Origin of the sequence: Qipengyuania pelagi (assembly GCF_009827295.1) — a bacterium.
In the GTDB taxonomy this organism is placed as follows: Bacteria; Pseudomonadota; Alphaproteobacteria; order Sphingomonadales; family Sphingomonadaceae; genus Qipengyuania; species Qipengyuania pelagi.
On sequence record NZ_WTYD01000001.1, the window covers coordinates 1,625,315 to 1,643,437 of the forward strand.

Here is an 18,123-nt window from a genome sequence, read left to right on the forward strand (position 1 = left end):
AGCTTACCCGAACCGCGCATGATGGCAAATCGGCGCACCAATGCCTAAGTCCCGCTCCATGGCCGACCTTTTCGCCGACGAGCTTCCCCCATCACGCCCCGAACCTGTTCGCGAGGATGCCCCGCTCGCTGACCGGTTGCGCCCCGCCAATCTGGGCGAGGTGATCGGGCAGGATCATCTGACCGGGCCCGAAGGCGCGATCGGGCGCATGGTCGCGGCGGGGCGCCTGTCCAGCATGATCCTGTGGGGCCCGCCCGGCACGGGAAAGACGACGATCGCGCGCCTCCTCGCCGACAGCGTGGGGATGCGGTTCGAAAGCGTCAGCGCGGTGTTCAGCGGGGTCGCGGATCTGAAGAAAGCCTTCGCCGCCGCCGACAAGGCCGCCGATGCTGGGCAGCGGACCCTGCTGTTCGTGGACGAGATCCACCGCTTCAACCGGGCCCAGCAGGACGGCTTCCTCCCCTTCGTGGAACGCGGCACGGTGACGCTGGTCGGCGCGACGACCGAGAACCCCAGCTTCGCGCTCAACGCCGCGCTTCTGAGCCGCGCGCAGGTCCTGATCCTCCAGCGGCTCGACCGCGAGGCGCTCGGCCAATTGCTGACTCGCGCGGAGGAGCTGGAAGGCCCCCTCCCCCTGACCGGTCCGGCCCGCGATGCGCTGGTGGCGAGTGCCGATGGCGATGGACGATTCCTCCTCAACCAGGCGGAAACGCTCTACAACGCCCGACTCGATGCGCCGCTCGATCCGGCGGCACTCGGCGCCTTCCTGCAACGCCGCGTTGCGGTCTACGACAAGGATCGCGAGGGGCATTACAATCTCATCTCCGCGCTCCACAAAGCGGTGCGCGGGTCGGACGTGCAGGCATCGCTCTATTACCTCGCGCGAATGCTGACCGCAGGCGAGGAGCCACGCTTTCTCGCCCGCCGCCTCGTGCGCATGGCTGTCGAGGATATCGGCATGGCCGACCCTCAGGCGCTGGTCCAATGCATGGCGGCGAAGGACGCCTACGAATTCCTCGGCTCGCCCGAGGGGGAGTTGGCGCTGGTCCAATCCTGCATCTACCTCGCCACCGCGCCCAAATCGAACGCGGCCTACAAGGCAATGAAGGCGAGTTTCCGCAACGCGAAGGAAACCGGCAGCCTTATGCCGCCGCAAAACATCCTCAACGCGCCGACGAAGCTTATGAAAGAGATCGGATACGGCGTGGGTTACACCTACGATCATAACGCCGAAGAGGGGTTCTCGGGCGACGATTACTGGCCGGAGGAGATGGACGCGCAGACCTATTACGAACCGGTCGATCGCGGGTTCGAGCGCGAGGTGAAGAAGCGCCTGGATTATTGGGACAAATTGCGGCGTGATCGCAAAGCGGTTTAGCCATTTCCTCGCCATTGACTGGTCGGGCGCGAAGGGGCGGCGGCAGAAGGGCATCGCGCTCGCCCTTGCCGATGGCGCGGGCGGCCCGCCGCTTCTGGTAGAGCGCGGGCGTGGCTGGGGGCGGGAGGATGTGCTCGCCCTGCTGCGCGACGATCTGCCGTCCGATACGCTGGTCGGGATGGACCTCGGAATCGCACTCCCCTTCGCGGATTGCGGCGCCTATTTCCCCGGTCTTGCGGACAGCCCGCCCGACGCGCCCGCCCTATGGGCCCGGATCGACGCGGTATGCGCAGACGATCCCCATCTCGAAGCCGGGTCGTTCGTCTCGCACCCGGCGTTCGCGGCTTTTTTCCGCGATGGGGCGGATACCGGCGCGCAGTTTCACTGTGACGGGGCGGAACACGGGCGCGGGCGCTTCCGCGTCACCGAACGGGCGCAGGCCCGGATGGGGTGCAAGCCCTATTCGAACTTCAACCTCGTCGGCGCGGCGCAGGTGGGTAAGTCGAGCCTGACGGGTATGCGGATGCTGAACCGCCTGCGCGGCCATCTTCCGGTCTGGCCGATCGATCCGCTGCCCGATACCGGCTCGGTCGCGGTTGAAATCTATACCAGCCTCGCCGCACGCGAAGCGGGGCGCAGCGCGGCGCGCGCCAAGATGCGCAGCTTCGCGGATCTGAACCGTGCGCTCGTTTCGCTCGGATCGCCGACGGTTGTGGGAGAAGGGGCGATCGACGATCATTCGTCGGACGCGCTATTGACCGCTGCGTGGTTGCGCATGGTCGCGGACGATGCGCGCCGCTGGAATCCCGCCGATCTCACCCCATCCATCGCGCGAACCGAGGGCTGGACTTTCGGCGCGCTATGATCGAAGGGCGTTTCCCTCGCGCATCCGACGCATCGGGCCGGTTTAGCTCAGTTGGTAGAGCAGTTGATTTGTAATCATCAGGCCAGGGGTTCGAATCCTCTAACCGGCACCATTCTTTTTTGCGCATTCGCCTCCGCGAACGCGATTTCCTCGCTTCCTTCGATCGCTGCGGGCGCGCGGTCGCGCTTGCGGTCCGCTGGTCGCGGACCGGTTCTCGAATGAGTAACGACCGCCCAACTATAGTCCTGCTCGGGGCGGGTCACGCTCATCTCGGTGTGATCGACGACTGGCTGAAGCACGGCCCGCCCCACGCGCGCACCATCCTCGTCGAGCCGCGCGACGCGATGCAGTATTCGGGCATGGTGCCGGGCTGGATGGCAGGCGAATATCGCGGCGAGGAAACCCGGATCGCGCTCGATCCGCTGGTTCGCGCGGCGCGGATCGACTGGCGGCGTTGCTGCGCGGTCGGGCTCGATCCCGTGAACCGCGAGATCCTGCTCGAAACGGGCGAGCGGATCGCTTTCGATCTCTGCTCCATCGCCATCGGCGGTGCTGGCCGGGCGGAAAAGCTTGTCGGAGCCGATCCGCGACTGATCGACATCCGCCCGATCGACGCCTTCATGGAAAGCTGGGACAGTGTCGAGCACCCCTTCCCGCCGCACCGTGTCGCCGTCATCGGCGGGGGAGCAGGTGGTATCGAACTGGCTTTCGGCGCGCGCAACAGTGATGGCCGACCGGATGTCGTGCTGATCGCGGGCGAGCACGGCCTCATCCCCGGTCATCCCAACGCTGCGCGCCGCATCGTGACGCGCGAGCTGGAAAGACAGGATATCACCATTCTCACCGGCGAAGCGCGTTTTGCCGACGGCGCGCTCATGGTGGGAGACAAGGCGCTCGAACCCTTCGACGCGATCCTCGCCGCGGTCGGCAGCGGCGCGCCGTCCTGGCCGCGCGCAAGCGGGCTTCCAGTCGACGAGGACGGCTTCATCCGCGTCGGCCCGACCCAGCAGGTCGAGGATTTCCCATATATCCTCGCAGCAGGCGACGTGGCGCGGCGCACCGATACAAAGGTTCGCCATTCAGGCGTGCACGCAGTCTATGCAGGGCCGGTGCTGGCGACAAATTTGCGGCGGCTGACCGAGGGGCGCAGCGATCTGGCGACCTACTCACCGTTCGGAAGAGATTTCTACCTGTTCAACACCTGCCGGGGGACGAGCATCCTCAGCTACGGTCCGTTCGGCCTGAAGGCGCGCTGGTTGCGGCGGCTCAAGGACTGGCTCGACCGCCGCTGGATCGCGCGCTTCGCACAGCCCTAGCTACCCAGCCTTTTACGGATCGCTTCCGACAATTCGCGCACTCGCTCGGCGTTGTAGCCGAGATCGCTCACCCCCACCCGGCTCGCCGAGCGCAGATCGATGCGGCTGTCGGTGACGCGCGCCACCACATCGTCGCGGAAGCCATAGGCGAAGGTCTCGGCCACGCCCTCGACAATTCCGGTCGCATTGTCGGCGCGGATATCGTCGAGGCCGATCTCACCCATCGCCGCGACCACGGCGTTCATCGCCTGTTCGCGCGTGGCGTTGCCGACCGGGATCGGGCGCAGCTCGGTGTAGTTCGCGGCGATGACATCGGCATGGTTCTGCACGGCGAGATCGCCGTCGACACGGTCCTTCCACAGGTCGAGCTGGCCCAGAGGTGTGCCGTAATCGACGATCGGGTTCGCGCCCCATTCCTCGCGCATCTGCATCGTCTGCGCCGAGAAGGCGGGCGGATTCCTGACATCGGTGGAAACGTCGTGGATCGGCGGCGCGGCCTCTCCGGCGGCGCGAACCGAGAGCAATCCCATGAACAGGACGACCGGAATGGCCAGCGCCAGCCCGGCTTTCCAGACCGGCCCGCGCGGGGTGCCCTTCCAGACGACGAACAGGGCGATCAGCGCAAAGATAGCGACGATCCCCATCAGCCACGGCCCCGCCGTGACGGTCATGAAACCGAAACCGGTCTTCCAGCCGATCAGCCCGATCTTCGGTCCGAACACGGCGATGGCGAGCCATACGAGCAGCGCCAGCGCCGCCCACAAAGCGTATTTCGGCAGGTTCGCCTTCAGATCGCTCATCACCCTCTTCCCCTGTAGGAGGCCACGCCCTGATCGGGCAGCCACAAATCCGCTGGCGGCGCCGCGCTCTGCCAGAACACGTCGATCGGAATGCCGCCGCGCGGATACCAATATCCGCCGATCCGCAGCCAGCGCGGAGCCATTTCGTCGAACAGGCGCTTGCCGATGCCGACGGTCACATCCTCGTGAAACCCGCAATGGTTGCGGAAGCTGCCGAGGAAGAGCTTCAGGCTCTTGCTCTCGACGATCGTTTCGCCGGGCGCGTAATCGATAACGAGGTGCGCAAAATCGGGCTGGCCGGTGACCGGGCAGAGCGAAGTGAATTCCGGCGCGGCGAAGCGCACCATGTAGAGTTCGCCGCTGCGCGGATTGGGCACGTAATCAAGCTCCGCCGCTTCAGGGGATGCGGGAAGCGGTGTGTTCGCGCCGAGAAACTTGGGTTCTGGTGTGTCGCCCATGCCGCGCCTCTGCCCGCATCGGCCCTTCGGCGCAAGCGAGAGCTTGGCAAGGGGCCGCTTCACTCCCTATTCAGCGCCACACCGCGACCTCCTCGCCTCCCCATTCCGAACCGAATTTTTCATGACCCGCTTCCTTTCATCCGCCGCCCTGCCGCTGTTCGTCCTCGCCGCCGCTTCGCAACCCGGCGTCTTGCAGGCGCAATCGGTGCAGGATTTCCAGCTTCCGCCGAACCCGACGCCCAGCCCCAGTCCCAGCCCGACCGTGCAGGGCCCGGTCGATAGCGAGAGCGGCCCGGTGACGCCCCGTGCGACCGTCCAGCCCATCCCGACGCCCACCCCATCCGCGCGGCCGAGCGCAACGCCGACCCCGCGCCCCGCGCCTGCGCCGACGCGAACGCCGACGGCGCGGCCAAGTCCGACCCTGCGCCTTCCTGCGCCCACACCAGCGCCGACGCCGACGCCATCGCGCATTCCGAGGCCGCAGCCGAGCGTGGTGGAAAGCCCCGCGCCTGTTCCTCCCCCTGCTCCGACGCCGATACCGAGCCCTGAAACCTCGCCCGAAATCGGCGAAACCGATAGCTCCACCCCAGTACCGTTCGAACCCGGTCCGGTAGTTACGAATGCGCCCGAGCCCGCTCCGGTCGAGGAGCCCGCGAACGACAGCGAATATCTGTGGTGGACCGCCGCGCTGGCGGCGCTTGTCGCGGGCGGTGCGGCCTTGATCTGGAGGCGACGGCAGGCGAACGCTCCGGTTCCGACGATCGAACCGCCGCGCGTCCGGCGTGAGCCTGCCCAGCCGGCGGCCCCGCAGCCCGAGCCGGTCGCGCCTGCCGCACCGGCGCCCGCACCCACACCCGCACCGGCCCCGGCGGCAGCAATCCCTCCGGCGGAGGCCCCGCCAGTGCCCATCCCCGCCATGACCGAGGCGTCCAACGGCACGCCGATCAGCGTCCGGTTCGAACCTCTGCGCCTGTCGCGCAGCGTCATGGCGGCCACCCTGTATTATCGCGCCACGATCCTCAATCGCGGCGCTGCGGCGCTGAACGAGGTCGTCCTCGAAGCCGATCTCGGTTCGGCGAGCGGGGGGCGGCCGGTCGACGAGCAGGTGCTGGACGAGAACACGCCGCTGACGCCGCGCCATGTCTTCGGTCGGCTTGCAACCGGCCAGTCCGCCCGTTTCGAGGGCAGCGTCCAGATCCCGCTCGCCCAGGCGGACGTGATCCGGCAGGGCAACACCGCGTTGCTCGTCCCGCTGATGCGGCTGCGGGCGACGGCCAAGGATGCGGTGCCCTTCGCGCGGACCTTCGCGGTCGGGCAGCTGGCGCAAAGCGGATCGAGCCGCCTGCAACCCTTCCGCCTCGACGAAGGGCTGCGGTCATGGGAGCCGCTGGCCCAGCGCGTGCTCGACCGCCCGCTGCCGACCGCCTAGAGCTTGCTGATGGATTCGCTCGTCTCGACCGACTGGCTTGCCGCCCATCTCGGCGAACCGGACCTGGTCGTGCTCGACGCGACCCGCCATCTGCCCGGCGTGGAGCGCGTTCCGCTGGAGGATTTCCGGACCGCGCACCTTCCCGGCGCCCGCTTCCTCGACCTCGCCAGCCTGACCGATCGGGACAGTTCGGTCCCGGGCGCTCTGCCGAGGGGCGAGCAATTGGCCGAAAGGCTTGGGGCGCTCGGGGTGACAGCGAAAACCCGCGTCGTTCTCTACGATGATTCGGCGATCAAGAGCGCGGCGCGTGCCTGGTTCATGTTCCGCCTGTTCGGGCACGAACGGATCGCGATCCTCGATGGGGGATGGGGCAAATGGAGCATGGAAGGGCGCCCGGTTGAAAGCGACCCGGTCGCGCCGGAGCCCGCCAAGTATGCTGTCGGCGCGCGGCGCCCGATCGTCCGCAGCAAAGCGGACATCCTCGCGAATATTGACGCGGGCGAGGAACAGGTCGTCGACGCGCGCGACGCCGATCGCTTTACCGGTGCGACGATCGACACGGTCCATGGCCTGCCCGGCGGCCATATTCCCGGCGCGCGCAACCTGTTCTTCCGCGACCTGTTCCGCGATGACGGGACCTATCGTCCGATCCCCGAATTGCGCGCGGCGGTCGCGAAAGCGGGGCTCGATCCGGACCGTCCGATTGTCGCCAGCTGCGGCAGCGGAATGACCGCTTCGGTGGTCCTGTTCGCGCTTCACTTGATCGGGCGGGACGATTTCGCGCTCTACGACGGGAGCTGGGCCGAATGGGGCGCGGACCCGGATACGCCCAAGGAAACCGGGCCCGCCTCTTGATTATTGCGGTCGCTTTCTGTCGAAGAGAGCGATGGGATCGAACACATCCGAACTGACCGCCGCCACCACGCTCGCCGTGTCGGGCCGCAGCCGCGACCCGCATGTGGTCAATCCGCCCGTCTATCGCGCCAGCACGCATCTCTATGCCGACTGCGCCGCGCTGCGCGAAGGGCCGCGCACGAACGAGGACGGGCGGTTCTTCTACGGTCGCCGTGGCTCCCCCACCCAATGGGCCCTGTCCGACGCGCTGACCGCGCTGGAGCCGGGCGCGCACGGCACGGTGCTCTACCCCAGCGGCGTCGCGGCGATCGCGGGATCGCTGATGGCGGTGTGCCGACCGGGCGACGTCCTGCTGGTGACCGACAACGCCTACGATCCCAGCCGCTCGATGGCGAAGGGGTTGTTCAAGCGCCTGGGGGTGGAGGCACGCTTTTTCGATCCGCTCGATCTCGCGGCCTATGATGGCCTGTTCTGCGAGCGGACGCGCGCCGTCTGGCTCGAAAACCCCGGCAGCCTCAGCATGGAGGTGTGCGACATTCCCGCGCTGACGCGGATCGCGCGCGAAAAAGGCGCCGTCAGCCTCATCGACAACACCTGGGCGACCGCGCTCGGCTTCCCGGCGCTGGAGCGGGGGTGCGACATCAGCGTCCAGGCGCTGACCAAGCATGTTGGCGGGCATTCCGACCTGATGATGGGCAGCGCGAGCGCGGGCGAGCGCTGGTATCGCAAGCTGCGCCAGACCGCGCAGGAACTGGGCCAGGTGGTCTCGCCCGACGATGCCGCCCTCGCCCTGCGGGGGCTGCGCACGATGCAATTGAGGCTCGAGAAATCGACGGCGAGCGCGCTGGCGATCGCGGAATGGCTCAGCAACCGCAGCGAGGTCGCGCATGTGCTGTGCCCGATCCTGCCCGGCGCGCCTGGCCACGATCTGTGGCGCCGCGACTTTACCGGCGGATGCGGGCTGTTCAGCTTCGTCCTCAAGGATCGCGACGATGCGGCGCGGTGCCGCCTGATCGACGCGCTGGACCTGTTCGGGATCGGCTATAGCTGGGGCGGCTTCGAGAGCCTTGCGCTTCCGATCGACATCGCCCCGATCCGCGATCGGATGGCATGGCCGCGCCCCGAATGGCAGGCTGGCGAGGATTGCGCCATTCGCCTATCGATCGGCCTCGAAGACCCGCACGACCTCATTGCCGACCTAACCCAGGCCCTTGCCGCCATGGATCACGCATGACCGCCCCAACGCCGCCAACCCCAACGGCATCAGCCACCGGAACGATCGAACAGGCCTGGAACCTCGCCCCGCCGGTCCGCGAGGTGGAGACCAGTGTCGCCGCGGCGGAGGGCCTGCGCGAAGCCGTTTCGTCCAAGAGCGACACGGTTGGCAGTTTCCTCGATGCGGTGGATTCGGTCGCGATCAGCGTTGGCGATTTCCGCCTGTCGCTGTGGGACGTGCTGGTCGTCCTCCTCATCATCTTCGCGGTCATCACCGCCGCCTGGCTGCTGAGCAAGATGCTTCAGCGCATCCTGCGGCGCGTGACCAAGCTGGACGATACGCAGCAATTGCTGGGCCAGAAGATCCTGTCCATCGTGGTCTGGGCCGGCGCCTTCTTCATCGGGATCGACCTGTTGGGGATCGATCTCACCGCGCTCGCCGTGTTCTCAGGTGCGTTCGGCCTCGCCATCGGTTTCGGCCTTCAGAAGACCTTCGGCAATCTCATCGCCGGGATCATCCTGCTGATGGACAAGTCGATCAAGCCGGGAGACGTGATCGCGGTGACCGATATGGCGGGGCAGGAAAGTTTCGGCCAGATCAGAAAGATCGGCGTGCGCGCGGTTTCCGTTACCACCCGCGATCAGCGCGAATATCTGATCCCCAACGAGAACCTGATGGTCAATCAGGTCGAAAACTGGTCCTATTCCTCGAAGAACGTGCGGATGCAGGTTTATGTCGGGGTCAGCTACGATGCCGATATGAAGCTGGCGGAAAAGCTCATGCTCCAGGCCGCGACCGATGCGCCGCGCGTCCTCAAGGCGCCGCCGCCCACCGTCTGGATGAGCGAATATGGCGACAGCTCGGTCAATTTCGTGATCCATTGCTGGATTCAAGACCCCGAAGAAGGGGTCGGGAACGTGCGCAGCGAGGTGCTGAAACGGCTGTGGTGGCTGTTCAAGGACAACGATATCGAAATCCCCTTCCCGCAGCGCGACGTCAATCTGCGCGGCAACGAACAGTTCGAAAGGCTGGTGGAAGCACTCGCGGATCGCCATGCGGCTGGCGGGACAGCGCAGGATAGCAAGCCAGCCGAAGACTAGCTTCGCCTTCGCAAAGCGACGATTTCAAAAGCTTTGCTGTGCGGCGGCGCATCCATTCTGATTGGCGCGGAACCGCACGGATGCGCATTGTCGCTGCATGGGAAAACCCGGAACGATATATCTCGTAGGCGCGGGGCCCGGCGATGCCGACCTGCTGACCCTGCGCGCCGCGCGCCTGATCGAAACCGCCGACCTGATCGTGCATGACGGTCTGGTCGATGCGTCGATCCTCGCGCTTGCCCGGCCCGATGCGCGGCTGGTCTCAGTCGCGAAACGGCGCGCACATCACACTCTGCCTCAGGACGATATCAACGCCCTCCTGGTGCGCGAAGCGCGCGCGGGCCGCGATGTCGTGCGCCTGAAGGGCGGCGATCCCTTCGTCTTCGGACGCGGGGGCGAGGAAATGGAAGCGGCCCGCGCAGCTGGCATCCCGGTCGCGGTGGTGCCCGGCGTCAGCGCGGCGAACGGTGCGGCCGCGGCAGCGGGCATTGCCCTGACCCATCGCGACGCCTCCAGCATCGTCAGCTTCGTCGCTGGCCAGTGCAAGGGGCTCGCCGAACAGGATTGGGCCGGTCTTGCGGGCAAGGGCCGCACGCTGGTCATCTATATGGGCATCAAGACCGCGCCGCAGATCGCGGAGAAGCTGATGGCGGACGGGCTCGCCCCCGATATGCCTGTAGCCGTGATCGAGAACGGCGCGCGGCCCGATATGCGCGTGCTGCGCGCGCCGCTGGCCGGCCTGCCCGATCTGGTCGAGCGTGAGCAAGTCGTCAGCCCCGCTTTGATCGTCATCGGCGAGGTTACCGCGCGCGAGGACGTTGCGATCTGCGCGCTTGCTGAGGAGGCCGCACGATGAAGCTGCTCACAGGCAATGATCTCAAGACCGGCGCGGTGACCTGGTGGACCGGCAGCGATTGGTCGATCCATGTAGAGGATGCGGTCGATGTCACCGGACAGGAAGACGAGATCGCGAGCCGCGAGGAAGCCGCGCGGCGCGTCAACGTTCCCTATGCCATCGATGCCGAGATGTACGAAGGCAGCCCCCGCCCGGCCCATATCAAGGACCGCGTCCGCGCGCTCGGCCCGACCGTGCGCCCCGACCTCACGCTCAAACCCGCCGATCCCAAAATCGGCCAGTGGGTGATCTGATGTACGCTTACGACCAATACGACCAGCAGATGGTCGATGCCCGTGTCGCGGAATTCCGCGATCAGGCCCGCCGCCGCCTCGAAGGCAAATTGTCCGAGGATCAGTTCAAGCCGTTGAGGCTGATGAACGGTCTGTATCTCCAGCTGCACGCCTATATGCTGCGCGTCGCCATCCCCTATGGCACGCTGTCGGGTGCGCAGATGCACACGCTCGCCGACATCGCGGAGAAATACGACCGGGGATACGGCCATTTCACCACCCGCCAGAACATCCAGTACAACTGGATCAAGCTGGAAGATGCCGCCGACATCCTGGCCGATCTCGCCAAGGTCGAGATGCACGCCATCCAGACCAGCGGCAATTGCATCCGCAATATCAGCTCCGATCATTTCGCGGGCGCCGCGGCGGACGAGGTGGTCGATCCGCGCCCCTATGCCGAGCTGCTGCGCCAGTGGTCGAGCTTCCACCCCGAATTCAGCTATCTGCCCCGCAAGTTCAAGATCGCGGTGATCGCCAGCGAACAGGACCGCGCGGCGATGCGGCTGCACGATATCGGGATCAACATCGTCCGCAATTCCGATGGAGAGCTGGGCGCGGCATTCTATGTCGGAGGCGGCATGGGCCGCACGCCCATGATCGCGCCGCAGATCCGCGATTTCGTGCCGCTGGATCAGCTGGTGACTTACGCCGAGGCGTGCCTGCGCGTCTACAATCGCTACGGTCGGCGTGACAACAAGTACAAGGCGCGCATCAAGATCCTCGTCCACGAACTGGGCGCGGAGGAATACACAAGCCAGGTCGAAGAGGAATTCCAGCACCTGCTCGATCAGGGCGTCGAACCGCCTTTTGCGGAGCTGGAGCGGATCAGGACCTTCTTCGCCGATCCCGCTTTCGATGAGGCGGCGCAGGACGATATCGACCGCTCCGATCCCGATTTCGCCCTCTGGGTCGATCGCAACACAGTTGCTCACAAGCAGGATGGCTACGTCTCCGCCGTCATCAGCTTGAAGCCGGTCGGCGGCATTCCGGGCGATGCGACGGCGGACCAGATGCGGATCATGGCCGATCTCGCCACCCGCTACAGCTTCGACGAATTGCGCGTGATGCACACGCAGAACGTGGTGCTTCCCCATGTCCGCAAGGCCGATCTCCACGCGATCTGGAGCGCGCTGGACGAAGCGGGGCTCGGCAGCCCCAATCTCGATACGATCGAGGACATCATCGCCTGCCCCGGCCTCGATTATTGCAGCCTTGCCAACGCCCGTTCGATTCCGGTCGCGCAGAAGATCGCGCAGCGTTTCGCCGAAACGAAGAAGACCGCGACGCTGGGCCAGCTGAAGCTCAAGATTTCGGGCTGCATCAATGCCTGCGGGCATCACCACGCGGGCCATATTGGCATTCTCGGCGTCGACCGTAAGGGTGTCGAGAATTACCAGCTGTCGCTCGGCGGCAGCGAGGCGGAGGATGTCAGCCTCGCCAAGATCACCGGCCCCGGTTTCGACGAGGACGGGATCGTGGACGCGGTCGAGACCGTGACCTCCGTCTACGAACGCGAACGCGAGGGCGAAGAGCGTTTCCTCGACACCTATCGCCGCATCGGAATGGGCCCGTTCAAGGAGGCGCTCTATGGTTGACCAGACACCCCCCGCCGAAGGCCGTGGCCCTGACACGGGCCCGGAATCGGACACCATGCTGCGCTATCGCGAGGACGATCCGGTCGCACACGCCGCCGTGACGGTCGATGCCTTCCTCGACCAGTCCAACGCCGCTGCCGTCCGCGTCGAGCCGGGCGACGATGCCCGCGAGCTGATCCCCCATCTCGAACGCCTCGATCTGGTCGAGGTCAATTTCCCGTCCTTCGGCGATGGGCGCGGCTACAGTTCGGCCCGGATCCTGCGCGAAGCGGGCTATGCGGGCGAATTGCGTGCGGTGGGCGACGTTCTCGTCGACCAGCTCGCCTATATGCGCCGCTGCGGGTTCGACGCCTTCGATCCCGATGCGCCGCTCGACGCCGAGGATGTCGAAGCCGCCTTCGCGCGCTGGCCGGAGGTCTATCAGAGCGCCGCGGATGCGCGAACGCCGATCTGGGCGAAGCGGCACGCATGAGCGAGATGCGCGCCATAGACCGGCTGGACACGAGGCCCCGCTTTACCGATCACGACGCGATCCGCCTCAATCGGATGTTTCGCGGCGCGGAAACGGAGGAATGGCTGCGCGCCGTTTTGGAGGGATCGCTGGCGGGCGATGTCGCCATGGTCTCGAGCTTCGGAGCGGAGAGCGCGGCGCTGCTTCACCTTGTCTCGCGCATCGATCCAAGCGTCCCGGTCCTGTTCCTAGACACGGGCAAGCATTTTCCCGAAACCCTCGCCTATCGTGACGAATTGGCGGAGCGGTTCGGGTTGAACCTCGTCAATCTCTATCCCGACCTGGCGGATTTGAAAGCGCGGGACGAGACCGGCCTCCGGTGGTCCTACGATCCCGATGGATGCTGCGAGATCCGCAAGGTCCGTCCGCTCGAGACCGCGCTGGCGGGCTACGATGCCAGCTTTACCGGGCGCAAGGCCTTCCAGTCCGCGACCCGCGCCAATCTGCCGCGCTTCGAGATCGACACGTCCGATGCGCAGGGGCGGCTCAAGATCAATCCGCTGATCGATTGGGACGCTGGCCGGATCGCGGCCTATTTCGAGGAACACGACCTTCCCCGCCATCCGCTGGTCGAGCGCGGCTTCCCCTCGATCGGCTGTTCCCCCTGCACCCGTCCCGTGGGCGAAGGCGAAGACCCGCGCGCGGGCCGCTGGTCGGGCTGGGACAAGGTGGAATGCGGCATCCACCGGCCGGGCGAAGAGCCCTTCCTGTAAGCGCCGCCTGTCGCGGCAGCGTCAGAGCCAGCCTTGCGCGCGATACCAGTCGGCGGTTTGCTTCAGGCCGTCCGGCCCGCTGATTTTCGGCTTCCAGACCTCGTCGGCCAGTGCCCTGGCCGGATCGCAGACCCAGTCGGGATGCGCCATGTAGCCTGCCCGATCGGGGGTCAGCTTGGCTTTGTCGCCGCGCAGCGCCCGGTCGGCCTTTGCTGCCAGATGGAGCAAGGGTGCGGGCAAATGCGGGGCGACGACGCGCTTGCCCACCGCGCGCCCGATCAGCTTCGCGAGTTCGGCGTGTTCGTAGCCGTTCGGATGGCCGTCATCGGGTTCGACGATCTCTCCTGATCCCGTCCGCGCCCCGAGCGCGAGCAGGCTTTCGGCCAGATCGTCGACGTGAATGATCGACGTGCGGCCTCTTGGCGGCACCGGCACCACGCCGAACCGCGCGGCGCGGAACAGTTCGAGCATGTCCCTGTCGCGCGGACCATAGACCGCCGGGGGCCGCACCATCGTCCAGTCGAGCCCGCTCGCCCCGACCCATTTCTCCGCCTCGGCCTTCGACGCGCCATAGCGCGACAGCTCGGGCTCTCGCGCCGACAGGGAACTGACGAAGACGAAGCGCCGCACGCCAGCATCCTGACAGGCGCGCAGCAGATTGCGTGTTCCGATGACGTTGGCCTGATGGAAATCCTTGGGATCGGGCGCATTGGTGAGGCCCGCGATATGGATCACGGCCTCCGCCCCCTCGATCAGGCGATCCAGCGATGCGCTGTCGGACAGCGCGCCTTCGATCCAGGTCAGGCCCTCGCGCGGCTGCTGCGCCCTTCGAGTCAGCGCCCTGATCGCGATACCCTGCCGATTGGCCGCATCGAGAACGGCCTGCCCGACGAACCCGGTCGCGCCGGTGATCGCCACGCTCATTCGCGCACCATGTGGTCGCGATGGACCACGGCGGCGCGGGGCGCATAGCCGAGCTTTTCGGCCTGTCCTTCTTCGCGCAGGCCCAGGATCAGGCGACATTCGCTGCTCGCATATTCGACCAGGCCCTGGCCCAATCGCTCGCCACGCGGGCCGAAGATCGCCACCAGGTCGCCGCGCTGGAACTCGCCCTCGACCTCGGTAAGCCCTGCCGCCAGCAGGCTCGCCCCGCCCTGGAGAGCGGCGACGCAGCCTTCGTCGACGGTCAGCACGCCCGCCGGCGACAGGCGGCCCGACAGCCATGCCTTGCGCGCCCCTTCGGCGCCTTGGGGCACGAACAGCGTTCCGATCCCCTGGTCGAGCGCGCGAGCCAGAGGGCGCTCCTGCGTTCCATTGACGATCGCGAGCGCGATCCCGGCGCGCTCCGCGATGCGCGCGGCCTGCAATTTCGCGATCATGCCGCCGCTGCCGAGGCCGGAGGAGGACCCGTCGCCCGCCATTGCGATTATGTCCGGCGTCACGCCATCGACCCTTTCGACCAGCGTCGCACCCGGCTCGCGCGGATCGCGATCGTAGAGGCCATCGACATCGGACAGCAGCACCACCGCCTCCGCGCCCGCCGCCTGCGCCACGCGCGCGGCGAGACGGTCGTTATCGCCGAAGCGGATTTCCTCCGTGGCGACGCTGTCGTTTTCGTTGACCACCGGCACCACGCCCATTTCGAGCAAGCGGCCCAAAGTGGCGGCGGCGTTGAGATAGCGGCGCCGATCCTCGAGATCGCCAAGCGTTACGAGCATCTGCGCCGCCGTGATGTCGTGCGGCTCGAAAGCGTCGGCCCAGAGCCGCGCCAGCGCGACCTGCCCGACCGAGGCCGAAGCCTGCGCATCCGCCAGGCTTCCGCGCCCGCCCCTCGCCAGCCCGAGCTTCGCCGCACCGAGCGCGATGGCGCCGGACGATACGACGATCACCTCGCTGGTCTTGCGCAGTTCCGCGATCTCGTCGGCGAGCGTCGCCAGCCAGTCCGCGCGCGGTCGGCCGCGCTCGACCAGAAGGGCCGATCCGATCTTGATCACGATGCGCCGGGCGTTGCGCAATTGGGAAAGCTGTTCGATTGCCATGCAGCCTGCCCTCATGTCCTCTCGGCAGCGTGCCGAATGTGGTTCAGAGCGGTGACCACTCACCGGCCCCATCGCCCTCGACATCCTCGACCTCGCTGCCCTTCGTCTCGGTCGAGGTGCGGTCGGGAAGATGGGCGAGCACGGCGTCGAGCAATTCCTCGATCCCCTCCCCGCTCGCTCCCGAAATCACGAAGACGCGATCCGCGCCCGCTTCGCGCAATTCGGCGGCGAAGCCTTCGGCCAGCTCCTGATCGGCGAGATCGACCTTGTTGAGCGCGATCAGCTGGGGCTTGTCGGCGAGATCCTCGTCATAGGCTTCGAGTTCGGCGTTGACCGTCTGCATCGCCGCCGCCGGATCGTCGCCCGCGATATCGACGAGGTGGATCAGCACGCGGCAACGCTCGATATGGCCCAGGAACCGATCGCCGATGCCCGCACCATCGGCGGCGCCCTCGATCAGGCCGGGGATGTCCGCCAACACGAATTCGCGCCCCTTGTGGCGCACCACGCCGAGCTTCGGGACCAAAGTGGTGAAAGCGTAATGCCCCACCTTGGCGTTCGCGTTGGAGACCTGATTGATGAAGGTGGACTTGCCCGCATTGGGCAGGCCCAACAGGCCGACATCGGCGAGCAGCTTCAGCCGCAGCCACACCCACATCTCCTCGCCCGGAATGCCCGGCTGGTGCTGGCGCGGTGCGCGATTGGTGCTGGTCTTGTAGCTGGCATTTCCACGCCCGCCCATGCCGCCTTCGAGGAAGACCACGCGCTGCCCGACCTCGGTAAAGTCGGCGAGGACCTCTTCCTTGTCCTCCGACAGAACCTGCGTGCCGACCGGAACCTCGATCACGAGATCGGGCGCGCCCGCCCCCGTCCGGTCCTTGCCCATGCCATGCGATCCGCGCAGCGCCTTGAAGTGCTGCGAATAGCGGAAGTCGATCAGCGTATTGAGCCCCGCCACCGCTTCGAAGATGACATCGCCGCCCTTGCCGCCATTGCCGCCATCGGGCCCGCCATATTCGACGTATTTCTCCCGCCGGAACGAGACCGCTCCGGGCCCGCCCCCGCCCGAGCGGATGTATATCTTTGCCTGATCAAGAAAGTGCATTTGGCGCAGTTAGTGCTTTTTGCACGCTTGCGCTACCGCTCGGGGTTGTTTGTTTGCGCACGCCTCCGGCGCGCGATGTCCTCGCGCCTGACGGCGCTGCGGGCGGGCGGTCGCCCTTGCGGACCCTTCGGGTCCGAGGGTTTTTATTCTCCGCATCCCATCCGGGATGCGATGTCCTCGCGCCTAACGGCGCTGCGGGCGGGCGGTCGCCCTTGCGGACCCTTCGGGTCCGTACTCCGCCACCAAGCCTTTTTGGTCGGAGGATCGGTCCGCGACCAGCGGACCGCAAGGGCACGCGCCCGCCCCGCAGCAAAGCGAAGGGAACAGCACCGAGGACGTTCACGCGGAGGCGTGAACGCAAACAGGAACCCATGGAAATTTTCGCCGAAAATTTACCTGGTGGAGCCGAGCGGGATCGAACCGCTGACCTCGTCATTGCGAACGACGCGCTCTCCCAACTGAGCTACGGCCCCGTTCCAGGTCGATCGCCGGGCGAAAAGTGAACTCGCCGCCCGGCGGAGCGCGCGCTTTAGCGAAAGCCGCGCGCGGTGCAAAGCCTAATTCGCTGTCCCTGTCGCCTGAGCCGTCCCCTGGGGCGTGTCGTCCTCGCCCGCATCGTTGGGGATTGGCTGAACCACCGGCTGCGACGTGCGCGTTTCGTCCACGGGGACGACCGGAATCGGCGCACCGGTATCGGGATCGATGACCCTGGTCTGTTCGGCGGCGGGGGTGGACAGAGTCTCTCCCACGCCGTCGAGCGTGATGACCGGGGCGCGCGCGGCGCGGGCCTGCTGCACGGCGACATAGCCGGGCTGCGACTGGCCGTAGCGCTCGCCATACTGGGCATCCCAGGCGGCTGATTCGCGTTCGTAGGCCTCATAGGCGGCGAAAAACGTATCGAAAGGCTGTTCGAACAGGGCGAAATTCGCCGCCGCGAAACCTTGCGGATCCATATCCGTCGTCGCCAGCGCGCGGTTCGAGATGTCGAGCGCGGTCTGGCAGAAATTGGCCCGCGCGGGAGGCAGGGCGAAGAAGTTGTAAACGGAAGTCATCTCCGTCTCGCGCGCCATGATCGCCTCGCGCCGGTCGCGGAATTCCTTGCGATATTCGGCATCGATGCGGTCGTTGACCCGCTTCAGATCGCGCGCATTGTCCTGGATGTAGGCGCTGTAGCCCTGAACGATCGGTTCGTAGCGCGGCCCCAGGCAGTTGAGCGCGGCGACGTTCCAGGCAGACCGAAAATACCAGATCCGCTCGTCATCGGTCAGATTGCGGTTCACCGTCTGACGCTGTCCCAGCACGTCTTTCCCGGGGATCTCCATGACATAGGCCGCGCCACCGGGCGGCAGCGGCCGCAAGGGAATGACCTCGACAGGGGGAGGCGGCGGCGGAGGCGGAGGCGGCGGCGGCGGTTCCGGCGTGGCGCAGGCGGCGAGCCCGACGACACCGGCCGTCATCATGACAAAGCGTAGCTGCGACTTGGTTGCGTGGCGCATAGCCAGGCGTCCCTCCCGTTTGAAAAACTCTTGAGCTCAGCCTTTTGCGCGTTCCGATT

18 protein-coding genes and 2 tRNA genes are annotated in these 18,123 nt (G+C 66.6%); 13 read left to right on the forward strand and 7 right to left on the reverse strand.

Translation table 11 applies throughout. The annotated features are described in order from the left end of the window. Positions 1-58: 58 nt before the first annotated feature. From GRI47_RS08090 to GRI47_RS08105, 4 genes are all read left to right on the forward strand, one after another. Positions 59-1,378: a replication-associated recombination protein A gene (locus GRI47_RS08090; protein WP_160660764.1), complete on the forward strand. Its 1,320-nt coding sequence runs from the start codon at positions 59-61 to the stop codon at positions 1,376-1,378. Beyond that, positions 1,359-2,243, forward strand: a complete 885-nt coding sequence (locus GRI47_RS08095; protein WP_160660765.1) for a hypothetical protein — start codon at positions 1,359-1,361, stop codon at positions 2,241-2,243. The genes GRI47_RS08090 and GRI47_RS08095 overlap by 20 nt, the downstream gene beginning before the upstream one ends. Before the next feature lie 36 nt (positions 2,244-2,279). Further along, positions 2,280-2,355: transfer RNA gene (locus GRI47_RS08100), tRNA-Thr, on the forward strand. Positions 2,356-2,461: 106 nt separating this feature from the next. Then, positions 2,462-3,559 (forward strand): NAD(P)/FAD-dependent oxidoreductase, encoded by a 1,098-nt coding sequence (locus GRI47_RS08105; RefSeq protein ID WP_160660766.1) that lies wholly within the window; start codon positions 2,462-2,464, stop codon positions 3,557-3,559. Here GRI47_RS08105 and GRI47_RS08110 read toward each other — a convergent pair. Both GRI47_RS08110 and queF read right to left on the reverse strand, forming a co-directional pair. Further along, positions 3,556-4,359, reverse strand: coding sequence for a DUF1499 domain-containing protein (locus tag GRI47_RS08110; protein WP_160660767.1), 804 nt, complete (start codon positions 4,357-4,359; stop codon positions 3,556-3,558). The two genes, GRI47_RS08105 and GRI47_RS08110, sit on opposite strands and share 4 nt — an antisense overlap. Continuing rightward, entirely contained in the window at positions 4,359-4,817 is a 459-nt protein-coding gene (gene queF, locus GRI47_RS08115) for a preQ(1) synthase (RefSeq protein ID WP_160660768.1), read from the reverse strand. Before queF ends, GRI47_RS08110 begins: the two co-directional genes overlap by 1 nt. A gap of 121 nt (positions 4,818-4,938) precedes the next feature. On the opposite strand from queF, the gene GRI47_RS08120 reads away from it, so the two are divergent. From GRI47_RS08120 to GRI47_RS08160, 9 genes are all read left to right on the forward strand, one after another. Next, positions 4,939-6,246 carry a hypothetical protein gene (locus GRI47_RS08120; RefSeq protein WP_160660769.1) on the forward strand — a complete coding sequence of 436 codons (1,308 nt, stop codon included), beginning with the start codon at positions 4,939-4,941 and terminating at the stop codon, positions 6,244-6,246. Between the two features lie 9 nt (positions 6,247-6,255). Next, entirely contained in the window at positions 6,256-7,101 is an 846-nt protein-coding gene (locus GRI47_RS08125; protein WP_160660770.1) for a sulfurtransferase, read from the forward strand. Between the two features lie 31 nt (positions 7,102-7,132). Beyond that, positions 7,133-8,335 (forward strand): cystathionine beta-lyase, encoded by a 1,203-nt coding sequence (gene metC, locus GRI47_RS08130; protein ID WP_160660771.1) that lies wholly within the window; start codon positions 7,133-7,135, stop codon positions 8,333-8,335. Further along, complete coding sequence (locus GRI47_RS08135) at positions 8,332-9,417, forward strand: mechanosensitive ion channel family protein (protein WP_160660772.1); 1,086 nt, start codon at positions 8,332-8,334, stop codon at positions 9,415-9,417. The genes metC and GRI47_RS08135 overlap by 4 nt, the downstream gene beginning before the upstream one ends. A 97-nt stretch (positions 9,418-9,514) precedes the next feature. After that, entirely contained in the window at positions 9,515-10,273 is a 759-nt protein-coding gene (gene cobA / locus GRI47_RS08140; RefSeq protein ID WP_160660773.1) for a uroporphyrinogen-III C-methyltransferase, read from the forward strand. After that, positions 10,270-10,566: a DUF2849 domain-containing protein gene (locus GRI47_RS08145; protein WP_160660774.1), complete on the forward strand. Its 297-nt coding sequence runs from the start codon at positions 10,270-10,272 to the stop codon at positions 10,564-10,566. Before cobA ends, GRI47_RS08145 begins: the two co-directional genes overlap by 4 nt. Next, the gene (locus GRI47_RS08150; protein WP_160661375.1) at positions 10,566-12,200 is read left to right on the forward strand and encodes a nitrite/sulfite reductase; all 1,635 of its coding nucleotides are present in this window, start codon (positions 10,566-10,568) and stop codon (positions 12,198-12,200) included. Before GRI47_RS08145 ends, GRI47_RS08150 begins: the two co-directional genes overlap by 1 nt. Before the next feature lie 55 nt (positions 12,201-12,255). After that, positions 12,256-12,672 carry a DUF934 domain-containing protein gene (locus GRI47_RS08155; protein WP_160661376.1) on the forward strand — a complete coding sequence of 139 codons (417 nt, stop codon included), beginning with the start codon at positions 12,256-12,258 and terminating at the stop codon, positions 12,670-12,672. Beyond that, positions 12,669-13,424 carry a phosphoadenylyl-sulfate reductase gene (locus GRI47_RS08160; protein WP_160660775.1) on the forward strand — a complete coding sequence of 252 codons (756 nt, stop codon included), beginning with the start codon at positions 12,669-12,671 and terminating at the stop codon, positions 13,422-13,424. The genes GRI47_RS08155 and GRI47_RS08160 overlap by 4 nt, the downstream gene beginning before the upstream one ends. A gap of 21 nt (positions 13,425-13,445) precedes the next feature. On the opposite strand, the gene GRI47_RS08165 is transcribed toward GRI47_RS08160, so the two are convergent. From GRI47_RS08165 to GRI47_RS08185, 5 genes are all read right to left on the reverse strand, one after another. Continuing rightward, positions 13,446-14,348 (reverse strand): NAD-dependent epimerase/dehydratase family protein, encoded by a 903-nt coding sequence (locus GRI47_RS08165; protein WP_160660776.1) that lies wholly within the window; start codon positions 14,346-14,348, stop codon positions 13,446-13,448. After that, on the reverse strand, positions 14,345-15,463 hold the full coding sequence (gene proB / locus GRI47_RS08170) for a glutamate 5-kinase (RefSeq protein WP_160660777.1): 1,119 nt from the start codon (positions 15,461-15,463) through the stop codon (positions 14,345-14,347). Before proB ends, GRI47_RS08165 begins: the two co-directional genes overlap by 4 nt. Before the next feature lie 43 nt (positions 15,464-15,506). Further along, positions 15,507-16,568: a GTPase ObgE gene (gene obgE, locus GRI47_RS08175; protein WP_160660778.1), complete on the reverse strand. Its 1,062-nt coding sequence runs from the start codon at positions 16,566-16,568 to the stop codon at positions 15,507-15,509. Between the two features lie 397 nt (positions 16,569-16,965). Continuing rightward, positions 16,966-17,041, reverse strand: a tRNA-Ala gene (locus GRI47_RS08180). Between the two features lie 84 nt (positions 17,042-17,125). Then, complete coding sequence (locus tag GRI47_RS08185; RefSeq protein ID WP_202387214.1) at positions 17,126-18,028, reverse strand: hypothetical protein; 903 nt, start codon at positions 18,026-18,028, stop codon at positions 17,126-17,128. Positions 18,029-18,123 lie beyond the last annotated feature (95 nt).